At 52.3% G+C, this 22,473-nt stretch carries 20 protein-coding genes and 2 pseudogenes; 8 read left to right on the forward strand and 14 right to left on the reverse strand.

Translation table 11 applies throughout. From position 1 onward, the window contains the following. On the forward strand, positions 1-808 hold an 808-nt coding region (locus tag BMZ81_RS10125), incomplete at its 5' end, for an electron transfer flavoprotein subunit alpha/FixB family protein (protein ID WP_091133049.1). Between the two features lie 508 nt (positions 809-1,316). On the opposite strand, the gene BMZ81_RS10130 is transcribed toward BMZ81_RS10125, so the two are convergent. The 5 genes from BMZ81_RS10130 to BMZ81_RS14100 form a co-directional block, all read right to left on the reverse strand. After that, complete coding sequence (locus BMZ81_RS10130; RefSeq protein ID WP_091131643.1) at positions 1,317-2,240, reverse strand: LysR family transcriptional regulator; 924 nt, start codon at positions 2,238-2,240, stop codon at positions 1,317-1,319. 204 nt (positions 2,241-2,444) lie between these two features. Continuing rightward, positions 2,445-2,966 carry an IS630 family transposase gene (locus BMZ81_RS10135; protein ID WP_278308888.1) on the reverse strand — a complete coding sequence of 174 codons (522 nt, stop codon included), beginning with the start codon at positions 2,964-2,966 and terminating at the stop codon, positions 2,445-2,447. Between the two features lie 119 nt (positions 2,967-3,085). After that, the gene (locus BMZ81_RS14180) at positions 3,086-3,235 is read right to left on the reverse strand and encodes a hypothetical protein (protein ID WP_207645624.1); all 150 of its coding nucleotides are present in this window, start codon (positions 3,233-3,235) and stop codon (positions 3,086-3,088) included. A gap of 27 nt (positions 3,236-3,262) precedes the next feature. Continuing rightward, positions 3,263-3,484 (reverse strand): helix-turn-helix domain-containing protein, encoded by a 222-nt coding sequence (locus BMZ81_RS14185; RefSeq protein WP_207645625.1) that lies wholly within the window; start codon positions 3,482-3,484, stop codon positions 3,263-3,265. A gap of 888 nt (positions 3,485-4,372) precedes the next feature. Continuing rightward, positions 4,373-4,537 carry a hypothetical protein gene (locus BMZ81_RS14100; protein WP_177187279.1) on the reverse strand — a complete coding sequence of 55 codons (165 nt, stop codon included), beginning with the start codon at positions 4,535-4,537 and terminating at the stop codon, positions 4,373-4,375. 287 nt (positions 4,538-4,824) lie between these two features. On the opposite strand from BMZ81_RS14100, the pseudogene BMZ81_RS10145 reads away from it, so the two are divergent. Together BMZ81_RS10145 and BMZ81_RS10150 are read left to right on the forward strand one after the other, a co-directional pair. Beyond that, a pseudogene (locus tag BMZ81_RS10145) lies at positions 4,825-5,901 on the forward strand (potassium-transporting ATPase subunit KdpA). Between the two features lie 71 nt (positions 5,902-5,972). After that, a complete protein-coding gene (locus BMZ81_RS10150) occupies positions 5,973-7,109 on the forward strand; it encodes an S-layer homology domain-containing protein (protein WP_278308889.1) in 1,137 nt (378 codons plus the stop codon). 43 nt (positions 7,110-7,152) lie between these two features. Here the strand turns inward: BMZ81_RS10150 and BMZ81_RS10155 are convergent, their stop codons facing one another. Together BMZ81_RS10155 and BMZ81_RS10160 are read right to left on the reverse strand one after the other, a co-directional pair. Further along, positions 7,153-7,800: a potassium channel family protein gene (locus BMZ81_RS10155; protein WP_091131652.1), complete on the reverse strand. Its 648-nt coding sequence runs from the start codon at positions 7,798-7,800 to the stop codon at positions 7,153-7,155. Positions 7,801-7,816: 16 nt separating this feature from the next. Continuing rightward, positions 7,817-9,163 (reverse strand): TrkH family potassium uptake protein, encoded by a 1,347-nt coding sequence (locus BMZ81_RS10160; RefSeq protein WP_091131655.1) that lies wholly within the window; start codon positions 9,161-9,163, stop codon positions 7,817-7,819. Between the two features lie 208 nt (positions 9,164-9,371). On the opposite strand from BMZ81_RS10160, the gene BMZ81_RS10165 reads away from it, so the two are divergent. From BMZ81_RS10165 to BMZ81_RS10190, 5 genes and pseudogenes are all read left to right on the forward strand, one after another. Further along, positions 9,372-12,059 (forward strand): sensor histidine kinase, encoded by a 2,688-nt coding sequence (locus BMZ81_RS10165; protein WP_091131658.1) that lies wholly within the window; start codon positions 9,372-9,374, stop codon positions 12,057-12,059. Next, a complete protein-coding gene (locus tag BMZ81_RS10170; RefSeq protein WP_091131659.1) occupies positions 12,052-12,771 on the forward strand; it encodes a response regulator in 720 nt (239 codons plus the stop codon). The genes BMZ81_RS10165 and BMZ81_RS10170 overlap by 8 nt, the downstream gene beginning before the upstream one ends. A 343-nt stretch (positions 12,772-13,114) precedes the next feature. Then, a complete protein-coding gene (locus BMZ81_RS10175) occupies positions 13,115-13,723 on the forward strand; it encodes a TetR/AcrR family transcriptional regulator (protein WP_091131661.1) in 609 nt (202 codons plus the stop codon). A 1-nt stretch (position 13,724) separates the two neighbouring features. Continuing rightward, a complete protein-coding gene (locus BMZ81_RS10180) occupies positions 13,725-15,107 on the forward strand; it encodes an MATE family efflux transporter (protein WP_091131663.1) in 1,383 nt (460 codons plus the stop codon). A 5-nt stretch (positions 15,108-15,112) separates the two neighbouring features. After that, a pseudogene (locus BMZ81_RS10190) lies at positions 15,113-15,706 on the forward strand (cytidylate kinase-like family protein). 204 nt (positions 15,707-15,910) lie between these two features. On the opposite strand, the gene BMZ81_RS10195 reads toward BMZ81_RS10190, so the two are convergent. The 7 genes from BMZ81_RS10195 to BMZ81_RS10225 form a co-directional block, all read right to left on the reverse strand. Further along, positions 15,911-17,377: a carbon starvation CstA family protein gene (locus tag BMZ81_RS10195; RefSeq protein WP_091131670.1), complete on the reverse strand. Its 1,467-nt coding sequence runs from the start codon at positions 17,375-17,377 to the stop codon at positions 15,911-15,913. A 343-nt stretch (positions 17,378-17,720) separates the two neighbouring features. After that, positions 17,721-18,704 carry a lipoate--protein ligase gene (locus BMZ81_RS10200; RefSeq protein WP_091131673.1) on the reverse strand — a complete coding sequence of 328 codons (984 nt, stop codon included), beginning with the start codon at positions 18,702-18,704 and terminating at the stop codon, positions 17,721-17,723. Positions 18,705-18,888: 184 nt separating this feature from the next. Beyond that, positions 18,889-19,302, reverse strand: a complete 414-nt coding sequence (locus BMZ81_RS10205; RefSeq protein WP_143072766.1) for a hypothetical protein — start codon at positions 19,300-19,302, stop codon at positions 18,889-18,891. Continuing rightward, positions 19,275-20,357, reverse strand: coding sequence for a carbohydrate-binding domain-containing protein (locus tag BMZ81_RS10210; RefSeq protein WP_091131677.1), 1,083 nt, complete (start codon positions 20,355-20,357; stop codon positions 19,275-19,277). Before BMZ81_RS10210 ends, BMZ81_RS10205 begins: the two co-directional genes overlap by 28 nt. Positions 20,358-20,376: 19 nt before the next feature. Continuing rightward, positions 20,377-21,072, reverse strand: coding sequence for a DUF4956 domain-containing protein (locus BMZ81_RS10215; RefSeq protein WP_091131679.1), 696 nt, complete (start codon positions 21,070-21,072; stop codon positions 20,377-20,379). After that, on the reverse strand, positions 21,065-21,772 hold the full coding sequence (locus BMZ81_RS10220) for a polyphosphate polymerase domain-containing protein (protein ID WP_091131682.1): 708 nt from the start codon (positions 21,770-21,772) through the stop codon (positions 21,065-21,067). Before BMZ81_RS10220 ends, BMZ81_RS10215 begins: the two co-directional genes overlap by 8 nt. Before the next feature lie 16 nt (positions 21,773-21,788). Then, on the reverse strand, positions 21,789-21,974 hold the full coding sequence (locus tag BMZ81_RS10225) for a hypothetical protein (protein WP_143072767.1): 186 nt from the start codon (positions 21,972-21,974) through the stop codon (positions 21,789-21,791). Positions 21,975-22,473: the final 499 nt, after the last annotated feature.

Consider the following 22,473-nt stretch of genomic DNA (forward strand, 5'->3'; position numbering starts at 1 on the left):
CAACATCGTTCTCTTTGGTGCTTCCAGCATCGGCCGTGACATGGCTCCCCGCGTAGCGGGCCGTGTTCACACTGGTCTGACGGCAGACACCACCCGTTTGGACATTGATGTGAAGAAGTACCAGGAGTATCTGCGCACTTCTACCTCTTTGTCTCTGCAGCCTGAGAAGGTTGATGCACTGGATACCTCCGACCGTTTCCTGAAGATGACCCGTCCTGCTTTCGGCGGCAACGTGATGGCCACCATCGTGTGCCGGAAGTATACGCCTCAGATGGCGACCGTGCGTCCCGGCGTGATGGAGATGCCCAAGAAGGACACCACCCGCAAGGGCGAGATCGTGACCTTCGACGCCGGCTTGAGCATGGACGACATGAATGTGGAGATCCTGGAAGTCGTGCACGACGACAAGAAGGTTGTTGATATCACCGACGCCAAGATCTTGGTTTCCGGCGGCCGTGGTGTTGGCGGTCCTGAGGGATATGAGCCTCTGCGTGCACTGGCTGCAGAGCTGGGCGGCGAGGTTTCTTCCTCTCGCATCGGCGTTGACAATGGCTGGATTGAGAAGAGCCGTCAGGTTGGCCAGACTGGTAAAACTGTCCACCCCAACCTGTATGTTGCCTGCGGCATCTCCGGTGCTATTCAGCATCTGGCTGGCATGGAGAGCTCTGAATTCATCATTGCCATCAACAAGGATGAATCCTGCCCGATGATGAAGATTGCCGATCTGGGTATTGTGGGCGATCTGCATGTCATTGTCCCCAAGCTGACTGAGGCCATTAAGGCTTATAAGGCCAGCCAGAGCGTATAAGGACTTTCCTTGCGGCTACACAAGACTGAAGATTTTTAAACAGGAAGCGTCCGCCTCACATAAGATACAAAATGCAGCTTACAGGTACCTTGATACCTGTAAGCTGCATTTTATATCTTATTTCATCTCTTTTTCTGGGGAGTTCTTTCTGGCGAACGAGGCGTTTTCTATGTATGCTCCAGCAGGAGTCCCAATTGACGCAGTCGGGTGCAGATATGTTCGCAAACAACCTTATCCAGACAGGAACACACAGGCAGATGGATACGCCCTGCTAATTTAGAGAGAAGCCGGGCGCCGGTTATAAGTACCAGGCATTTGCCGTTTACCATAGTTCCTTCGCATCCCACAAATTTTAAATCATCTCCGTGGGGCACCGGATCACGATATTCTAGTTTGGGCCACGGATTTCGCTGGAAAACTCCGTTGCAGTTTTCTCGTTTTGTGCACCTCATTTTTGGGGGAGTCGGAAGGGAGAACCTATTAGCCCTTTATCTTAATGCGAGAGGAATTATTCAATAAATTGATTTTCGTGGTGTATATTTTGGCATAGTTCGATGAAATATTGTTCTGCTGTGATCATGTGGTGATTGGAATTCCAGGCGATTGCAAAATCCATAAAACGATTGGGTTTTAAACGAAAGTGGATAAGATTATTATCTTTCGACAAGAATCCAGAGGGAATAATGGTACAAAGATTGCTTCTGCTGACAACAGTGCGAATTGCCTGTACATTAAAAACCTCATAGCGAATGGTAGGGCTGATTCCTTGAGAAGCAAAGAGATCATCGACAAAGCGACGGATTTTGGCTCCTTTCGTGGGCAGAGCAAAAGATTCGTGCTGAAAAAGCTTTAAATCGATCAGGGGGCATTCCGAACCCTGATAATAACGGGAAGCCAGTGGGTGATTCCGGGAAGTCACTAAGTACATATCCTCCCGACCGAGGGAGATATAAGAAAAGGGAAGATTCGAAGAAACCTCTTCATCCGTGAGAAGGAGAAAGCCAAGATCCAGCTTACGATGAAGTATCATCTCTTCTGTCTTCGCGTTATCGAGGCCAAAAACCCGTACATTGAAATCCGGGAATTCTTTTAAAAGTTTGGAATAGGCCATCGAGGCAATCATCGGGCTGCGACCGGGCGAAACCCCGATGGAAAATGTACCCTTTCGATTGGAGGCAATGTCGTATATTTGATTATAGGTCTCGTTTCGAATGGCGAGAATTTTGATAGCATTTTTTACATAGATCTCGCCGGCTTGTGTCAAAGAAATATCCTGCTTTCCCCGGAAGAAAAGCGGGGTGCCGAGTTGTGCTTCAAGCTTTGAAAGTTGCTGGCTTAATGCAGGTTGAGAGATGAACAGACGTCCGGCAGCGCGTGAAATACTGTGTTCTTCCGCAATCGTAACAATATTCTCCAATAACCTAAGATCCATTCAAGACCACCTTCTTTCCAGAGAGATTCTTCATCGCAGTAAAACAGCTGAGGGTATAGCAGCCTTTTGCCGTCGATGTAAAAGCTTGGTGTTCCTTGTCCAGTATGGATTAAAAATCAATTGTACTCGCCTGACAAAAGGTTTACATCAGCCCACTCAAAACAGAAACACGCAGCTTTCAAATCAACACTTGATTTATACTAGTTACTGATTAAAACAATCAACTATCCAATTGCGGGAAGAGATGCTTTTGATGGAATCTGGGGAGAGGGCGCAAATTGTCTCGCAAAGCCGATCTACGACTTTTTCGAGCGTAGCAAACACTTCATTGTGAAAGCCTCTTTTGCGCAGCTCCTTCCAGATGGGTTCAATAGGGTTCATCTCGGGGGTATAGGGCGGTATGTGGAAAAGAATGATGTTTTCAGGCACCTCGAGGGTTTTCGACTTGTGCCAAGCTGCGCCGTCGCAGCACAGAAACACAATGTCGTGGGCGAATTGGGCCGACAGCTCCTTGAAAAACAGGTTCATACAGACGGTGTTGCAATAGGGCATGACCAAAAAGCAGGATTCGCCCGTCAAGGGCTCCACCGCGCCGTAGGCATACCGGTATTCCCGGATGTGATGGCACGGCACCGCCGGTCTCACGCCCTTTTCGCACCAGCAGTATTTGGGTTTGTTGATCCGCCCAAAACCGGCTTCGTCCTGAAACATGAGCCTAACTGTCAAGCCTGTGGAAAACTTTACGGCGTTGACTCGCTCGTTAATTTTTTTGAGGCCTCAATTGCCTCGTCACTTGCCTTCTTCGGATGCCGGCTAAGCCGCATAACCTTACGCCAACCGTGTCTTCAAAGGACATAGTATATCTGATTGTCGCCGACGGGGTGATCCACGGCCGCCTGATAAGCTGCGGCGATCTTCGAAACTGTGACTACCTGCCCCTTCTTAGCACGCTCCCGAAACGGCTCAAGCAGTGCAGCCTCCGCCTCAACACTCATGTTGCGCCGATTACCGGTGTAGTGGTTTTATGTAATCGCCTCGATGCCGCCATGAACATACTTCGACACAAGTACGCTCACGGTGGAGCTGGAATACCCGGTCATCGCACTGATTTCCTTGGTCAGTTTCCCGTGGGCGCGTAGCAAAAGGGCTCGAAGCCGATTTTCTACCCGATTGTTCTTGTTGTTCCGCCGCGCCGCCTTCAACTCGGCTTTCTGTTCCGCTGTAATCTCATATCTCGCTGCCATAGCGCATCACCCTGTTCCATTTTACGACATTTCCATCGCCATGGTAAGCCATTTTTGTTAGTAACTAGTATTAAAGATTACCCTCAAATTATCAGGTATCTTGCTGTACGTCTATAATCAATTTTAAACCAATGTCTTTATACAATCAATCCTAATATTTGGTTAGGATCTGATAGCACTAGGGTTCCTCAACAAGTAATATTGCTAGAGTCCGCTTTCCTTTAAACGCATAATATTTGTTGGCTGAATATCTCGTGCATCGCTGAATTTCAGGCTTATAATGCTTAGTTTCAATATCAGGTGATTTCCTGCAATATACTTGAAACAATTATTCTTTCCAAAGGCAAATTGAACTTCTATATTGATATTTCAGTATAGCCGAATCCGGAGAAAAGCACTCAACGCAAATGGTAATAGCTTCATTTGCAAGGATACCTCAAACTAGACTGCCTAGCAACTTAAAAGTACAAGTGGTACCTCGGGAACCAACCCAGAGTATGCCGCCATCATGCGGGAAACTACTTTCTGGTAAAGGGAAAGAAGCTGGTTTTTCTGGATCCGGGGGGCTTTTTCATGTATATCTCGAGCAGGCTCCTGTCCCGCTTCCCACCAAGCAAGGGGCCCAAGCTTTTCGGTTATATTATTACAAATCCACGGTCCTCCCTCTAGATAGCAGGCAACTGAATGTCTCCCTATAAACTCCGGTGTTCTCTCACATAAATATTTTTACGTCGCCGCCCCATTTGGCGTTTTTTGGGGGGCGTTGCTCCAAATTGGCGCATAGCTGCATATGTGCCGCTGGCACGGCATTTCAAGTAGTAATTATGCCCACTAAGCCCCTGAGCCCGCAATGGACTCAGGGGCCTTTTCTACTTTGCGCGTTTTTATTTATAGCCGCGTGTTTTTTGATTGCTCACATGTGTGCTGTTCCTCCTCTTCGTCCCAATAAGGCAGAATACCACCCTTATCCAGAAAGCAGCCAACCTTTCCCACTATCCAGAAGCCGAGGATGCCGATATAGAGAAGTCCGCCAATTAAACCCAAAGCTATCACAGGATCACTTCCTCTTTTTTAAGATACCACTTCCAGCATTTGTGTGAGATTAGCATTTTGTGGTTCACATTAAAACGGCATAAACTATGCGTCATAATTCGCGCTGCATTCACTAAATCTTAATAGCAGCACGGTCTCCTCAAATGGCACCTTTATTTTCCTGGTGCTACCATAAGGACATATCAAAGGAGGAAATGATATGCAAATTGTTTTGATTGGTATTGGTATTCTGGTAATCGCTGTCCTGGTCTATCTGGGCTGGACTCTGATGAAGAAGGAGTGATCCTGTGAACTCGATAGTACAATACATCCTTTATCTGGCCATTCTGGTGGTGCTGGCTGTCCCGCTGGGCGGATATATTGCAAAGGCAATGGCAGGAGAGGCCGTGTTTCTCTCCAAATTGCTCCGTCCCTGTGAGCACGGAATTTATAAGCTATTGCGGATTAATGACCGTGAGGATATGAGCTGGAAGAAATACCTCCTCTCCACACTGGTCTTTAACGCGCTAGGTCTGCTGGCGCTGTTTGCCATTTTGCTGCTTCAGGGCGTCCTGCCCTGGAACCCCCAAGGAGTTGAGGGGCTCAGCTGGCACCTGGCATTCAACACTGCCGTCAGTTTCGTCACAAACACCAACTGGCAGACCTATTCCGGCGAGGCAGCCCTCTCCAATCTGTCCCAGGCCGTCGGACTGACCGTACAAAACTTTGTCTCCGCCGCCTGTGGCATCGCGGTGCTGTTTGCCTTGATCCGTGGGTTGATGCGGGTCCGGGAAACCAGTATCGGCAATTTCTGGACAGACCTCGTCCGCGCGATCCTGTACATTATGCTTCCGATTTCCTTGGTGTCTTCCGTGGTCTTGATGGCGTTGGGCGTTCCCTAGTCTCTGAGCGGCGGCAAGGCCGTGGAGATGCTGGAGCCCATTGCCGTCACAGAGACGGTGGATGGCTATGAACTTCTGCCCGATGCAAAGGTCGACCTTGATGACGGAGTGGTCACCGTGGACGGTGAGGCGATCCCAGATGCCGTCATTGTTACGGAGCAGTACCTGCCGCTTTATCCACAGGCCAGCCAAGTACCCCCCAAGCAGGCTGGCACCAACGGCGGTGGTATCCTAGGCGCCAACTCTGCCTATCCCTTCGAGAACCCCAGCGCCGCCAGCAATCTCATCGAGATGACCCTGATTCTACTTATCCCCGTGGCGCTGTGTTTTTCCTTCGGGAAAATGGTAAAGGAGCGAAAACAGGGCATCGCCATTTTTTTGGCCATATTTATGATGCTGGTGGTGGCCCTGGGCGGCATCGTGATCCCCTTTATCGCCATTAAGGCCATCGACCTGATTGTCGCCACGGCCGGAGGACTCTAAAACAAAAGGAAACGATTTTATGTGTTGCAGATTTCGGACTCATTCCCATTATTGCCTATCAGGCCGATGAGCTGAAAAACGACCCATCTGATAAAAATCTCCGCAAGGTAGAGACCTGGTGGCGGGCTGTGGCGGAGCATTTTCAGGGCACTTCTTATCTGCTGTCCTTTGATCTCATCATCGAGGTCACCGACGCGCTGAATAACCAGCCGGAGCGTCTCAATGAGATCTATGAGCAGCTGGTCTCTACCGTGCGCAAGACCAATCCCAATCGGATTGTCATGATCTCTCCCCGGGTGCGCTCTGATGCCGCTTATCTTCAGGATCTGACCATTCCCACGCAAGCCAACGGCTATCTGATGGCAGAATGGCACTTTTATGCCGTCGGCCCCTCCAAGGATAACGAGCGCAAGCTGTGGACCACGGGAACGGACGCCGAAAAGCAGCTCATTCAGGAGAAGATCACCCTGGCCCTGGCATGGCAGGAGGCAACTGATGTCCCCACCTGGGTGGGCGCCTGGATGCCCGGAAATTATAACGACGGTGACGATTACACCGTACAGGAGCAGGCCGTATTTGCCCCCTACATGGCCCAAGTGCTGACAGATGCAGACATTCCATTCGCCGTGAATGCCGACACCCATTTCTATGATCGGGCGGCAAACACCTGGATTCCGGAGATGCAGCCGGTATTTTCCGTCATCTATGGAAACGGCGCGCTGCCATTTACCGATGTGCCGGCGGATGCCTGGTACCGGAGCGGGGTGATGTATGTCTATCAGAACCGCCTGTTTTCCGGCACGTCCAGCACAGCTTTCAGCCCGGATGCGTTTATGACCCGGCAGCATCTGTGGATGGTTTTGGCCCGTATGTCCGGGCATCGGCCCGCCTCCATGGCGGCCAGGATCTGGGCGATGGAAAGCGGCGTCAGTGACGGAAGCACACCATTTGCCGTTGTCAGCCGTCAGCAGTTCGTAACGTCTCTTTGGCGCTTTTCCGGTTGTCCGGACTCGAAGACTGCACTGGATGACTTTGCGGACTATCATGCAGTATCCTCTTACGCTGCCGAAGCCATGAGCTGGGCCGTAGAAAACGGCGTGATCGGCGGCCCGGCTGGCAGCAACCTGCTTCCGGCCGGGCAGGTATCCAGGGCCCAGGCAGCGGTCATCCTGATGCGGTATTTGCAGAATACAGCTTCCTGCATATAAAAACAGCCCCGGGAGTAACTCCCGGGGCTGTTTTGTTCCCGCTTTAAAGATGTAAAAACTTTTGGATGTCCCGATTATCTCCCAGAATAAACATGGTCTCGTCCGCCTGAAAGCAGTGAGCAGCACCGGGCAGAGGCTCCAGCTTTCCCTTTCGCTTGGTCGCCAGGATATTGATGTGGTGCTTCTGCCGGACGGCCAGCTCCACCACGGTCTTTCCCACCCAGGAGGCCGGCACTGCCGTCTCAAAAATCGAGTGATCCGGCGTCAGCTCCACATAGTCAAAAATATGGTCACTGCTGTACCGCACCGCCGCCCAAGAGGCCATCTGCTTCTCCGGGTAGATCACATCGTCCGCGCCGTTGCGCAGAAGGAACTTGGCGTGGACATCCCGGGTGGCCCGGGAGAGGACAAAGGGCGCGCCGTTTTCCTTCAGCAGGGCGGTGGTTTCCAAAGAGCTTTGGAAATCATCCCCGATGGCCACCACGCACAAGTCAAAATTGCGGACGCCCAGGGAGGCAACAAATTGTTCGTTGGTGCCGTCGCCGATTTGGGCGTTGGTCACATAGGGCAGGACGTCGTTAACCCGCTGCTCATCTTTGTCAATGGCCAGCACCTCGTGATGCAGCGCCTGAAGCTTTTGCGCCATATGCCGCCCAAAGCGGCCAAGTCCGATCAATAAGACAGATTTCATGTCACAACTCCTTTTTTCAGCCAACCGTCACCTGCTCCAACGGATATTGAGCGGTGCTTTTTCCATTTGCAGATACCGCGTAGATCAATGTCAGACCTCCCACCCGGCCAAAATACATGAGGAAAATGAGAATCAGGCGGGACGGGACAGACAGTGACGCCGTGCTGCCAAGCGATAGTCCCACGGTGCCGATGGCTGAAGCAGTCTCAAAGAGGGAGGTCATCAACGATACCTCGTCAATGGCACAAATAAGAATGCCGCCAGTCAAAAACAGCAGCAGATACAGAAGGAAAATAGAAATGGCGCTGCGAAGCGCGTCGTCCGACAGGCGGCGCCCAAAACACTGGGCGTTTCCCCGGCGCTGAAATACTGCCCGGACACTAAGAAGCAGGACCGCCAAGGTGGTGGCCTTGAAACCGCCCGCCGTAGATCCAGGTGCTCCTCCGATAATCATCAACAGGATGATAAGTAACTGACCTGGCTGGCTGATCCGTCCCAAGTCTACCGTGTTAAACCCAGCAGTACGGGGTGTGGCCGACTGAAAGACGGCGGCAAGAATCCGCTCTCCAGCGGAGAGAGACGTCCACTGGGGCCGGTGGAACTCATACAGGGCAAAAAACAGGAAGCCGCCCAGCAGCAGCGCCCCTGTTGTGCAAAAAATGAGCTTGCTCTGAAGCCTGTAGTGCTTAAAGTGAAGATGATGCTCCCGAATATCGTGCCAGGTGAGAAAGCCAATGCCGCCCAGGATAATGAGAGCGGAGATAGTCAGGCTCACCAGAGGATCCCCTACATAAGCCGTGAGGGAGGCAAACGGCCCGTCATGGGTGCCCATCAGATCGAACCCGGCGTTGCAAAACGCGGAAACCGAGTGGAACACCGCATACCAAAGCCCTTTTATCAGCCCAAAGCGCGGAACAAATCGCAGGGCCAGAAGCAAGGCACCTGCTCCCTCCATGGTAAAGGCCGTTTTGAGGATGAATCGGGTCTGCCGAACGATACCACCCACCTGGGGCGCAGAGATGGACTCCTGCATGACCCACCGCTGCTTCAGGCCGATCTTTCGACCCGAAAACATAAAGATAGCAACCGCCATGGTGACTACGCCCATGCCGCCAATCTGAATAAGCAGAAGAATGATCATTTGCCCAAAGGGCGACCAGTACAGGGCCGTGTCATGGATGACCAAACCAGTGACACAGGTGGCAGAGGTAGCGGTGAACAGTGCGTCAAAGAAAGGCGCTCCGCCGGGGCCATTGGCGGCAAATGGGAGCGTCAGCAGCAATGAGCCGCCCAAGATCAAAAAAAGAAAGCCCAGAATGATGACCTGCGCCGGGGTAATCCGCTCATTTTTCCAAAAAGGCATAGTATGTCTCCTTAGACAGATACAGCTATAGATATAGTTTGATTATAGCATGGGTGGAATGAGGATTTGGTTAAGGGAATCGGTATGGCATTAAGTTCGCATTAAGAGGCGTCTTTATATCTTTTTAACGCGGTGCGGAAAAAGCCAATACTATACTGATATTAGCTGTGCTATACTGAATAAAACGAAATTGCTGCGAGGTGCCGTGATGCCGGAACTGACACGTCCAAACTCCGAGGCCTTATTGAAAAATATCCAGTGTACAGAACCCGAGTTTACTGGAAAACTGAAAATTTTTTTCGGATATGCCGCTGGAGTAGGTAAAACATATGCCATGCTGGAAGCCGCTCACCGTGCCAAGGATGCCGGTGTGGATGTGGTGGCCGGGTACATCGAGCCTCACACCCGTCCTGAGACGGCGGCGCTTTTGGAGGGGCTGGAGCAGCTGCCGCCCAAAGTGGTTTCTTACAAAGGCATGGATCTGCAGGAATTTGATTTGGATGGAGCTCTCCGCCGCCGGCCCCGGCTTATCCTAGTGGACGAGCTGGCCCACACCAATGCCCCGGGCTGCCGCCATGCCAAGCGGTATCAGGACGTACAGGAACTGCTCCGCTTTGGAATCGATGTTTACACCACCGTCAACGTTCAGCACTTGGAAAGCCTCAACGATGTAGTTGCCTCCATTACCGGCGTTACCGTGACTGAGCGTATTCCGGATTCAGTATTTGACTCTGCCGACCAGGTGGAAGTGATGGATTTGGAGCCGGCCGACCTGCTGGATCGCCTGCGGGCCGGTAAAATCTATCAAGAAGCCCAGGCCAGCCAGGCCACAGAGCACTTCTTTACAGGCAAAAACCTGGCCGCCCTGCGGGAAATCGCCCTGCGCAGAACGGCGGACCGCCTGGAGCGCGGCGCCGGCGCTGGTGACGGCACCAAAGCGAGGACGGGAGAACACATTCTCATCTGCCTTTCCGGAGCGCCCTCCAACGCCAAGGTTATCCGCACCGCCGCCCGCATGGCGGAGGCCTTCCACGGATTCTTTACCGCACTGTTTGTAGAGCCCGCTGCTTCCAGCCAGAGTGAGGAGGAGCGCGGACAGCTCTTGGCCAACCTGCGCTTGGCGGAGGAACTGGGCGCCCGAATTGCTACGGTCTACGGTGATGACCCTGCCATCCAGATCGCAGCGTATGCCCGGGTCAGTGGCATTTCCAAAATTGTTTTGGGCCGCAGCCCGAGACAGCGCGGGTTCCTGCTGTCCTCCAAGAATCTGGTGGATCGGCTCAATGAACTGGCTCCGGATCTGGATATCTATATCATTCCGGATCAGTCTGTGCCAAACTCCCGCCGGAAGCTGGCATCCCGCCCGGTGCAGGAACGGTTTTCCTGGACAGATAGCCTGCGAATGTTCAGTCTTTTGGCTTTGTGTACTGCCGTGGGATATTTGTTCCGTGGGTTGGGCTTTAAAAACGACAACATCATCATGGTTTATATTCTGGGCGTGCTGGGGGTGTCCATGGTGACCACGGGCCGCAGTTACAGTTTGCTTTCCTCCGTACTCTCCGTCCTGATCTTTAATTTCTTCTTTACCCACCCCTATTTTACTCTCATGAGCGATCCCAGTTATCTTGCCACCTTTGGCATCATGTTTATCGTGGCCCTGCTGGGCAGTTCCCTGACTACCCGTATCAAGCGGCAGGCCACCCAAAGTGCCAACAAGGCATACCGCACCGAGGTTTTGCTGGAAACCAGCCGGAAGCTGCAAAAGTCCGAGGGCACTGCTGCCATTCTCGCCGTTACTGCTGCACAGCTTGGAAAGCTGCTGGAGCGGGATTTGCTTCTCTACCCGGTAGGGGAAGACGGTGAGTTGGCCGAGGCTATGTGCTTCCCTGCCGTTTTTGGTACGAATATGGACGGATATCTGACTCCAGAAGAGCGAGCGGTGGCCGATTGGGTGCGAAAAAACAGCAAACACGCTGGCGCAACTACCGGCACCCTGCCAAGCTCCAAGTGCCTTTATCTGGCGGTGCGGGGAGCAGAACAGGTTTTGGCTGTGGCCGGCATCGTCATTGCCCCCGCCCGAAAGCCGGATGCCTTTGAAAAAAATCTGATGGTGGCCATTTTGGACGAGTGCGGACTGGCCCTGGAAAAGGAGCGGATGATCCGGGCCAAGCAGCGGGTAGAGGAAACCGCCCAGCAGGAAGCCCTGCGGGCCAATCTGCTGCGGGCGATTTCTCATGATCTGCGCACCCCGCTGACCAGCATTTCCGGCAATGCCGGTATTCTGATGGAGAATGGTAAGGTGCTGGACGAAGCAAAGCGTCAGGCCCTCTATGTCTCCATCTATGATGATTCCATGTGGCTCATCAGCCTGGTGGAGAACCTTCTGTCCATTACACGAATGGAACATGGAGCCATGAAGCTGAACATTCAGCCGGAGCTGCTGGACGAAGTCTTTACAGAGGCCCTGTCCCATCTGGACCGGAATGCCGGCAAGCACCATATCTCCGTGGATCTAAAAGATGACCTGCTGATGGCGGACATGGACGCCCAGCTCATTGTCCAAGTGGTTATTAACATTGTTAACAACGCCATCAAATATACACCGGAGGGATCCAGCATTCTTGTGTCGGCAAAAAAAGCAGGGCGGTTTGTTCAAGTGGCAATCGCCGACAACGGCCCCGGCATCCCCAAGGAGGCCCGGGAGAAACTCTTCGATATGTTTTATACCGTCAATAATGCCCGGGGTGACGGACGGCGCGGACTGGGCCTTGGTCTTTCCCTGTGCAGGTCTATTGTGGCGGCCCACGGCGGAAGCATCTCCGCTCTTGATAACCCGCCCCACGGCACAATTTTTTTATTTACCTTGCGCGCTTCGGAGGTGACGCCTTATGAATAAACCGCAGATTTTAGTGGTGGAGGATGATGTAGCCATCGGCAATTTGATTGCCACCACCCTGGAAACCCAGAACTATCAGTACCACCGTGCCAATACAGGCGCGGGGGCGGTTATGGACGCCCTCAGCTTTCGCCCGGACGTGATGCTGCTGGATCTGGGGCTGCCTGACATGGACGGTGTGGATATCATCAAAAAGGTCCGGGCCTGGAGCAATCTGCCTATCATCGTAGTCTCCGCCCGCAGTGAAGACAGCGACAAGGTGGCAGCTCTGGATGCCGGAGCTGACGACTATCTGACCAAGCCCTTCTCTGTGGAAGAGTTGCTGGCTCGGCTGCGGGTGGCACTGCGCCGGGTACGATATGACAGTGAGCGAACTTTTGATAAGGCCAGTGTCTATAAAAACGGGGGGCTGAAAATCGATTATGCAGCCGGCTGTGCTTACCGGGACGGCAGCGAGATCCACTTGACTCCCATTGAATATAAGCTTCTCTGCCTGCTTGCCAAAAACACCGGCAAGGTACTGACCCACAATTATATTCTAAATGAGATATGGGGCAGCTCCGCCGCTTCGGATACACCATCCCTGCGAGTGTTTATGGCCACCCTGCGAAAAAAGCTGGAGGCCGATCCAAGCCACCCTCAATATATCCAAACCCACATTGGCGTAGGGTACCGGATGATTCAGCAAAAGCAAGAAGGTGACCCCTCGTAAAGCATGGAAGCCTCTCCTCTCCACCGTCCCGAACCATCTTTTGGCCGTGCAATGGCAGCAAAAAGGGCGACGCATCTTCAGGTGCGTCGTCCTTTTCTGACCGTACGTATCCAGTGTGTTGACATACCGTTTTTCCGTGTGCATTTTCCTGTCGACTTCTGCTCCTGTCCGGCCGCCGGCAACTTGAATTCGGCATTGCCTACTGGCCTGCACACCTCGAAATAGTTTAGAATCCCGAATACATCATCTGTTTTGGTATCTGGAATTTTTTATAATTGACCACATGGTCTATTTATGCTATATTAAAAAACAGACTATGTAGTCAATTATTGAGGTGATATGATTGAAACGAGAAGAAAAGAACCAGCAAATGCGTCGGCGTATCCTGGACAGTGCGCTGGAGGAGTTTGCAAAGCAGGGATACGGAGCAAGTTCAATCAATGTGATTTGTAATTCTCCGGATATCTCCAAGGGAATCGTTTATCATTACTATGAGACCAAGGACGGCCTTTATCTTTCCTGTGTAGGCGAGTGTCTGGAACAGCTGACTGCCTACTTGCAGACACATGTACAGCTTGACGGTGTGTCTGTAGAAGAAGGTCTTGGTCATTATTTCAACGCCAGATCCCGTTTTTTTCAAGAGCATCCTCTTTACCAGCGGCTGTTTTGCGAGGCTGTTATTACGCCTCCAGCCCACTTGAAGTCCGCAATTCAGAAGCTAAAGGCACCCTTTGATACGTTGAATGTTGAAATTTTGCAGGAGCTTCTCCGTCCTGTCTCGCTGCGGCCCCATATTTCCCGCGAGGATGTCATCGAAACCTTCCGGCAATTTCAAGATTTTATCAATGCCAGCGAACCACCGTCAGGACGCAGCTTTGATGCGCGTGAATATTGCTGTCATCGGGCTTTAGACATTCTTTTGTACGGTGTGATTGCACGGGAGGAGACCTGAAATGTACGAAAGCAACCAACAAAGTGAATCTGTTCTTGGCAGTATGAAGCCGTCAAAAGCCATTGTGAAACTGGCGGTTCCGGCCACGCTGGCACTTCTTGCAAAAGCTGTCTATAATATTGTGGACACAGCGTATATCGGCATGCTGCACGACGATATCGCCCTGACGGCAGTGGGGGTCACGGTTCCCCTGCTGCTCATCATGGTATCCATTGAAAATATCTTCGCCGCCGGTGCCGCCGTTCTGGCCGGCCGGCAGCTGGGCGCTAAGGATGCGGACGGCGCCAGCCGCACAGTCACCACCATCATCGGTATCTCAATGATCATTGGTATTTTGCTGTGCGTTTTCGGCATTCTTTTTATCCAACCTTTAATGCACGCCTTCGGCGCGTCGGATGCTTCTCTGCCGCAGGCTAAAGAATACGCATTCTGGATGTTTATTGCAGCGCTTGCCAACCTGCCTGCCCAGAGCATGAACTGTGCTGCCCGGGCAGAATCCTCCGTGAAAATTTCCTCTGTCGCCGTCATCACCGGCGCACTGCTGAATGTGGTTCTGGATCCCATTTTTATGTTTGACTGGGGCCTTGGTATGGCCGTTGCAGGCGCCTCCCTGGCCACCACGGTATCTCAGTTCGTCACCTTCTTCATCATGGCCGGGTTCTATCTCAGCGGCAGGTCTGTTATCAAAATTCGCGTCCATTCCTTCCGCCCCAGCTGGAGTCTTGTGAAAGCAGTCACGCTCATCGGTATTCCCACCGCAATCATTCAGATCTGTCTGGCTGTGGCTTCCTCTCTGACCAACATCGCCGCCAGCAATCTGCCCGAAGCCGACAACATCATTGCCGCCTATGGCGTAGTTCAACGGCTCATTCTCATTGGCAGCTATGTGATCATGGGCTTTATGCAGGGTTATCAGCCTGTGGCCTCCTTTGCTTTCGGTGCCAAAAATACGGACCGATTCCACGAATCCGTCCGTTTTGCCCTCCTGGGCTCCATGATACTGACAGTCCTTGTGGAGTTGACATATATCATCTTGTCCAAGCCGCTTATCATGCTGTTTAACCAGAACCCTTTGATTATCGGCTATGGCGCAAAGCTCTTGATCTCCCAAGTAATCCTGTATCCTGCCTTCGGCCTATGTTATATGATGACAATTACCTTCCAGACCATCGGTTCCTCCCGAATGGGACTTTTTCTCTCCCTGCTCCGCCAGGGCCTATTCTATATACCGTTCATTCTGACACTGCCAAACTTTTTTGGCGTTTGGGGCATATACCTCTCCCAGCCAGCTGCTGATATACTGACCATCTTCGTGTGCATCTTCCTGATTAAGCCGATGAAAAACATGGCTTCCAAAAACATGCATATTGGGGAAAGGACGTGATATGAATGAAGGCATCCGTGATTACCATCAGCCGGCAGTATGGAAGTGGCGGCCGGAAGATCGGTGTGCTCCTGGCGGAAAGGCTGCAGATTCCGTTTTACGACAAACAGCTTTTCTAGGAGGCCGCTCAACGCAGCAATATTCATGAGTGTTTTTTTGAAAATGCGGAGATCCGCAATGACCGGTGGTTTGCCCACACTTTTGAGTCCGGGCAAACCGGGTTTCCGCTCTCTCTTGATGACCGCATGTTCATTGCGCAGGTAAACACCATGCAGGCACTCGCCGAAAAAGGGCCCTGCATCATTATGGGGCGTGGTGCAAATCGGATTTTAAATTTCAGAGACGATGTCCTGAACATCTTTATTTATGCTGATGCATCTCTTCGCCAAAAGCGCATCATTGAGGAATATGGGGTAAAGGAAGCACAGGCGGAAAAAATCCTGCAGGAAACCGACAGACGCCGCGCGTCTTATTTGAGGACATACACCGGCCAAGTGTTCGGCAAAGCGGAAAACTATCATCTCTGTATTGACAGCGGTGTTATCGGAATTGAAAATGCCGTGAAACTTATCGCGGCCACCTACCAAACACTTCTGTAAGATACAAGGGCCGCTGCTTTGAAAGTACTTCATCCTCCTTTGGTATCCATTTCAGCCGTTTTTCCTGGAAGTGGGACTTTCTTCCAAATCAAATACGTCTGAAAAGTAAAAGTGGTGACGGCTTATGCCGTCACCACTTTTATCTGTATGCTTCTTTCGCTTTGAGCGCTTTTTTGCAGGTTTCCTCCGGTTCTTTTCAAGTGCTTATTCCTTGACCTGGTTTTCATCCTTATGCCGGACAAAGGTCTGAACGTAGAAGAGGATGAAAAGTGCGATTGCTACCACAATGCCCACCGGATAAGCAATGGAAGTGGACAAATTCAGGCACTCGGGCGCCTGGAAGAAGTAGGTCACGGATACAGCTGTCATAAAGGCGGCGGGCAGTGCGGACATCAGGCACGCAATAGGAGGATATCCGTACTTGTGCAGGAATACGGCGCCCGTCCACAGCACAATCATTGCCAGCGTCTGATTGGACCAGGAGAAGTACCGCCAGAGGACCGTCCAGGGCAGAGCCACCACAATGACAGCGCCTACGGCCAGCAGAGGAATGGCCAGTGCAGCACGTTTCTTCGTATCAGACTGGTCAATATGGAACCAGTCGGCAATGGTCAGACGGGCGGAACGGAATGCCGTATCGCCGGAGGTAATGGGGCAAGCGATAACGCCGATCATCGCAAGAACGCCGCCCACAGATCCCAGCAGAGTGGTGCAGATGTCATAGACAACACCACCCTGGCCCTGTGCGCCGACTGCCGCGGCCAGGCCAGACATTCCGTCCAGAAGAGAGCCGCCATGGGTATAGAATGTCACACCGGCCGCAGCCCAGATCAAAGCAATAATGCCTTCGGCCACCATAGCGCCATAAAACACGGTACGGCCTTGCTTTTCATCCGTGATACAGCGGGCCATCATGGGAGATTGGGTTGCATGGAAACCAGACACAGCGCCGCAGGCCACCGTGACAAACATCATTGCCCACTTGGGCGTGCCGGAGGGATGTACCACGGCGAGATTTGCCAAGGAAATCTCCGGCATATCGGCGCCGTGCATCAGCAGTGTTGCGCCGCCCACGCCCAGGGCCATAATAATCAGGCAGATACCAAAAATGGGATACAGCTTGCCCACAATTTTATCAATAGGCAAAAAGGTCGCTGCCAAGTAGTACAGCATAACCACTGCCAGCCAGAATGTACCATTCAGCGCATCGGGCGTCAGCTTTGCCAGCAGATCGGCGGGGCCCTTGGCGAAGTTCACGCCTACCATCACCAGCAGCACGACGGAGAAGACCCGCATAATAAAGGTAATCACCTTACCCATATATAGGCCCACAACCTCGGAAATGGACTTGCCGTCATTCCGCTCGGACATCATGCCGGAGAGGAAGTCATGGACGCCGCCACCCAGAATTGTGCCGAACACAATCCAAAGATAAACGGCAGGTCCCCAGCAAGCGCCGGCGATGGCGCCGTAAATGGGCCCCAGACCGGCAATGTTCAGAAGCTGCACCAAAAAGACTCTCCAGGTTTTCATGGGAACATAGTCCACGCCGTCAGGGTGTGCGACAGCCGGGGTCTGTCGGTCATCAATGTGGAACACCTTTTCGACCAGCTTACTGTAAAACAGGAAGCCCACAATCAAAAGTGCCAGACAGACAAAAAATGTGATCACGCCGATTCCTCCTTTTCTTTTCCTCCCACAGTTTGGTTTCTGTGGGAAGTGAATGGGCCTTCATTACACACATGTCATATCGCCCATACCAGCGTTATTCTAATCGTTTTCTTTTTGGCTGTCCATGGCAATTTTTACAAAAACCTCTTAAAAAATCTATCAAAAATCTTCGGTTTTTCGTCATTTTTTAACATTAAATTTTCCTGTCTTCGCAAAACCATGTTGTGAGCCCAGCGTGTATTTTCAGGTGCTGTTTCCTCTCTGATTTGCCGGCGCATATCCGGAGTTCAGCAAGGGCCTCTCCCTGGAATCAAGGAGAGGCCCTCTGGTATCAAGTTTGTTCTCAATATAAAAGCAGTTGGCAGAGATCGGCAGCCATAATGCCGTTGATATAGGACTCCACATGCAGCTGCTCCAGCGCCTGTTGCAAATGATCGTCCAATGGAAGCCCCACCATAGCAGCCTCCAGCTCCTTCAAATCCCCATTTCCAAAGAAATCACCGAATAGCTGGATGTGCTGAATTCGGCCATTGTCCACCTGCAGATAAACCGTGATCAGTCCAGCCGGAAATTTCATCTCCCGCCGCATATCGTAGTCGGCACAATACCCATAATTCCACTCCCAGGTGGCGTATTTTTCACCACGTAGCTTTTGGACTTCCCGCAGCTCCTCTTCCGTCCAGGTATGGGACTGCATAGCCGCTCCTTGTGAAATCTGTGCTTTTAATTCGGTCTTAAACTCCTCCACAGAAATGGGCACCGGTGCGCAGGCATTGATGGTCGTCACCCTGCTCCGAACGGATTTGACACTCTTGGAATCAAATTTGGCCTCCCGCACCTGCAGTGCATCTCCCACATTGGTCAGATTGGAATCCACCATGATACAGCCATGGTGCAGCAGTCGTCCCCGGCTGGCATATTGTGAATTTCCGGAAAATTTCTTTCCGTCAATGACGATGTCATTGCGGCCATTGAACTCCGCCTTCACTCCAAAGGCTGCCAGCGTTCGAATCACGGGCTGCACAAATACCTTAAAGTTGAAATCTTCCAGCTCGTCTTGATCGACGATAAACGTGAAGTTCAAATTTCCTTTGTCGTGGTACACCGCGCCGCCGCCGGAAAGGCGCCGTGCCACACGGATACCATGCTCCTCCACAAATCTTTGATTGATCTCTTCCGCCGTGTTTTGATATTTTCCAACAACGATGGTATTGTCATTTTGCCACAGCATAAAATATGGCTGCCTGCGGTCCATCCGCTCAAAAACATATTCCTCCAGCGCTAGGTTAAAATAGGGATCTGTGCTGGGTGACTCCAGGTAAATCATAAAATGCCCCCTTTTTGCCATCCCGCCCTTTCTCATTTGGAATGACAGAAGCAATTTTACCATACCTGCATTTGCATTGCAATGTCTTCCCTTTTACGTACTGTCGGCTCGCTCCCGTCCGTCTGTAGCGGCAATCTCCGCTTGGCAACCGGAAGCTTTTGGGATGGGGCGGATTGTCCTGGCGTTAGCTCTCGGAGGCCTGTGTTTCCCCGGGGCTAGAGGCGTCAATAGCCTCGTGACTGCCATCCCGTTCCCCCTGGGGCGGTTCTCCTTCCAGTACCCCAGACAGGTCTTCGCCAGATGGCCTTTCGGGCAAATCTCCCGAAGGTCCGCCGCCGCTGGGCGGTCCTGGCATGTCTGGCGCAGTTCCATTCCCGGCCCCAGAGTCACGGCTTGGCCGGACTCCGTCCATACCTCCGGATATGCCGCCTCCGGAAGGCCCATATACGAGGCTGTCAAGGGTGATCTCCTCGGTGTGGGTTCCGGCAGTCAGCGTATAAGTGCCACCCACCACCAGATCCGGATGACTGATGACCACATGGCCAAAGGGTTTGTCAGATGTCCAGCTTATCAGCGTGTTGCCTTCAGCATCCACCAAGGTAACGGTACTCCCTGCGCCCTGTGCCTCAAAGGATGTGCTGATAACGCCCTGGGTAGATTCCGTGCCGAATCAATGGTAAAACTGCCGCCGTTCAAATACAGGCCGCCGGTCCCCTTGACTGCCTTGGCACTGGCGGCATCTTCCTCCGCAGTCTGCGCCGCTGCCGCTGTTCCGCCGCCTGAAATGATGTCAAAGCAGCCATCATCAACCTGTACGAATCCCTCTCCGCTCAGGCCATCCCCGCCGGACGTGATGGAAAATTTACCGTTTGCAATGTAGAGAAATCCAGAGTCCGTGTTTTCGTCATTCTCCGCGTGAATGCCGTCCTTTCCAGCGGTAATTGCAAAGGAGCTCCCGGCGATACGCACGCTGTCCTTGCCGGAGAGTCCGTGGCTGGCGGCCACGATTTCATATGTTCCATCGGCTATCACCAGATCGTCCTTGGACACCACCCCGTGGCCGTTTGCGGCGCCGTTGATGGTCACAGCCCCTGTTCCATTGAAGGTCAGATCATCCTTGGAGAATACCACGGCGTCGATATTGCTGTCGTCGAGATTCACATACTGACCGCCGTTTTGCAGGCTGTTCTGCGTACCGTCCGCCAGAGTGATAAACACCTTATCCGCCTGTTTGACATAAATGGCGGCAGAGGTGCTGCTGCGGATACTGACACCGTTGAGGACGAGCTGGATCTTATCTGTCTTTTCTGCATCCACAACAACCATACCGTCATTTAGGGTGCCGGATAAGACATAGGTCCCCTCCTCGGTGATGGTGATGATCCCGTCGGCAATCTGCACCGCGTCTGTGTCACTTTCAGCAGATCTTCCGTTTAGGGTCACATGCCCTGCCGCGGCATCCTCATAGCCAGTGTCCAGATCCCGATCGGTAAACATATCCGCTGCATCAACACCCTGCATGCCCAAAATTGGGAAGTCGCCGCTCCTCTTTCCCTCTTCACTGGAAGTACCGTCTGTGGTCTTTGCGTCACAGGCGGTCAGGATCATGATGCAGGCCAAAATGCCGGATATCAGCGCGGAAATTTTTTTCATATGGATCCACTCCTCTCAATTACAGGCTGGACACGCCGGTTTCCTGCTGGGAAATGGAGATCTCCAGATTTCCGTTCCGGCACCGGAGCTGGTCGATGAATTCTTTTTCTTTGGCAGCGTCCCGCAGGGTGATATTGTACGTAAGCTTAAAGAGGCTCCTCATGTTGGTCGTCCTGACCTGGGTTACCGCATAGCTTTTGGTGTAGCGTTGAAAGAGTTCGTCGAAAACACCCGTATAGTCCAAATCCTCCGGAATGGTAATATGGAGGGTTTTGTACAGTGCGCTGTTCTTCTTTGCATCAAAGTCCAACTGGTTATAAAACAATAGGACTCCGCTCATCATGATCGTAAACAGGACGGCAAAGGCGAGATAGCCCATTCCTGTTATCAGTCCTGCCCCCATTGCCAGAAACAGTGCGCCTATCTCCCTGACCGTTCCCGGTACGGATCGAAAACGCACCAGGCTGAATGCGCCGGCCACCGCAACACCGGTGCCGACATTCCCGTTGACCATCATAATCACCACGCACACCACTGCAGGCAGGATCGCCAGTGTCACTACAAAGGTTTTGGTGTACTGGGAGTGAATCATATAGACTGCCGCTAAAATCAAACCAATGGCCAGAGCGCAGGCAATACAAATCAAAAAGTCCGCCACGGAAATGATACTGGTCATGTCTGTATCAAACAGGCCCCGGAACAGATGATCAAGCATACTTTGTATCTCCTTTATGGGAGGCCCGCACAATCTTCTGATATGCGGTGCCGTATTTTGAAAACGAGGTCTTATAAAGATGTTCGCGGGTCAGCACCTCTGTCAGCCACAGCGGGAGTGCCGCGGAGGTTTTTACCTCCATCAGCGTCATGCCGGGTTGGAGAAGTGCCTCTCCCCATACCGGCGAGCAGAGGGATAGATCTTCCTGCCGGTACAGGATGTTTTTATCAAAAGTAATCCGGAGGTCTGTCCCGTCAGGGGCGTAATATGCCTCCCGATCATAGCTGAGAAATACTGCTGGGGACAGTCGGCCGTAAAATGCGCAGAAATAGTCGATTTCGCGGGCGATTTGGCTATCTACCGGTAAACGGCTGCCTGTGGCAAAGCAGGATGATGCCCGGCCCTCAGCCAGTATCAGCCGACGTTTGTAGACCACAGACTTGAATTTTTTCTTCAGTTCTATGAATACCGGTGTGTCCGGGGCCGCCTGCTGATAGCTGCGGATACGCAGTTTCTCCTTATAGACAGGCCTTTCCAGAGACGCGCGAATCAGCCGGTAGGTATCCGTATCGTAGTAAATATTTCGGATGGTATTCCGGCCGAATTGGTCAGGCCGTACATGGCCCTGCACCGCAGCTTTCTGATTGGCATCCAGCATATATTTCAATTCGACCCGTTTAAAGGTCATCTGTGCGCTCATGGATGTACTCCTTTCGTTAAGGATTTTTGATACCCTCGGCGGACAAGGGACAACACGCTTTCCAGCGGCCCAAATCAACGCTGGTGGTGTCCTCGTCCTCGGCGGGTGTCAGCCCGCCTTCGTCCTCTTCCTTGCCAGCGCCGATTTTTGCTCGCTGGAAAGTCCTGCGGAGTTTTTCGGGAGCGGAAATGGCAGCCAGCAAGGCAGACGAGGCAGCCGGGCTGGCGCCCGGCAACGAGGATCACGAAGCTGGATGTTATTTCAGCCCCGAAAAACCGTATTGCCCCTTGTTCGCCGAGGGTATCTGTGTAAAATCATAACTGCCGTCCATAAAAACAGCCTGAAACCTTCAAAACAATTTGGGGCTTCCGTCTGAAAATGATATCTTTTGCTAAGAGCAGCAGTCTTCTGACCACGCCAGTCATACTCCCGTGAAAGTACGGTGATGCGTCCGGCGTGAAACGCAGAAGCAGCTGTGAATTCTGCTATGGTTCACGGCTGAATGGATGCTGGCGGAGTCTGTATTCAATAAAAAAACCGTCGCGTCCTGCGGCGGCGGAGACAGCATATGATCACTTTTCCGCCAGTTACGGCACTGCGGACATGGATCTTCCAGGCGCAGGGTTCCATCACCCGCAGACGCGTAAAACAACGTTTTTTCAAAAATGTCCCCAAGACCGCAGAAGCGGCCTTGGGGACAT

This window comes from Oscillibacter sp. PC13, assembly GCF_900115635.1.
In the GTDB taxonomy this organism is placed as follows: Bacteria; Bacillota; Clostridia; order Oscillospirales; family Oscillospiraceae; genus Oscillibacter.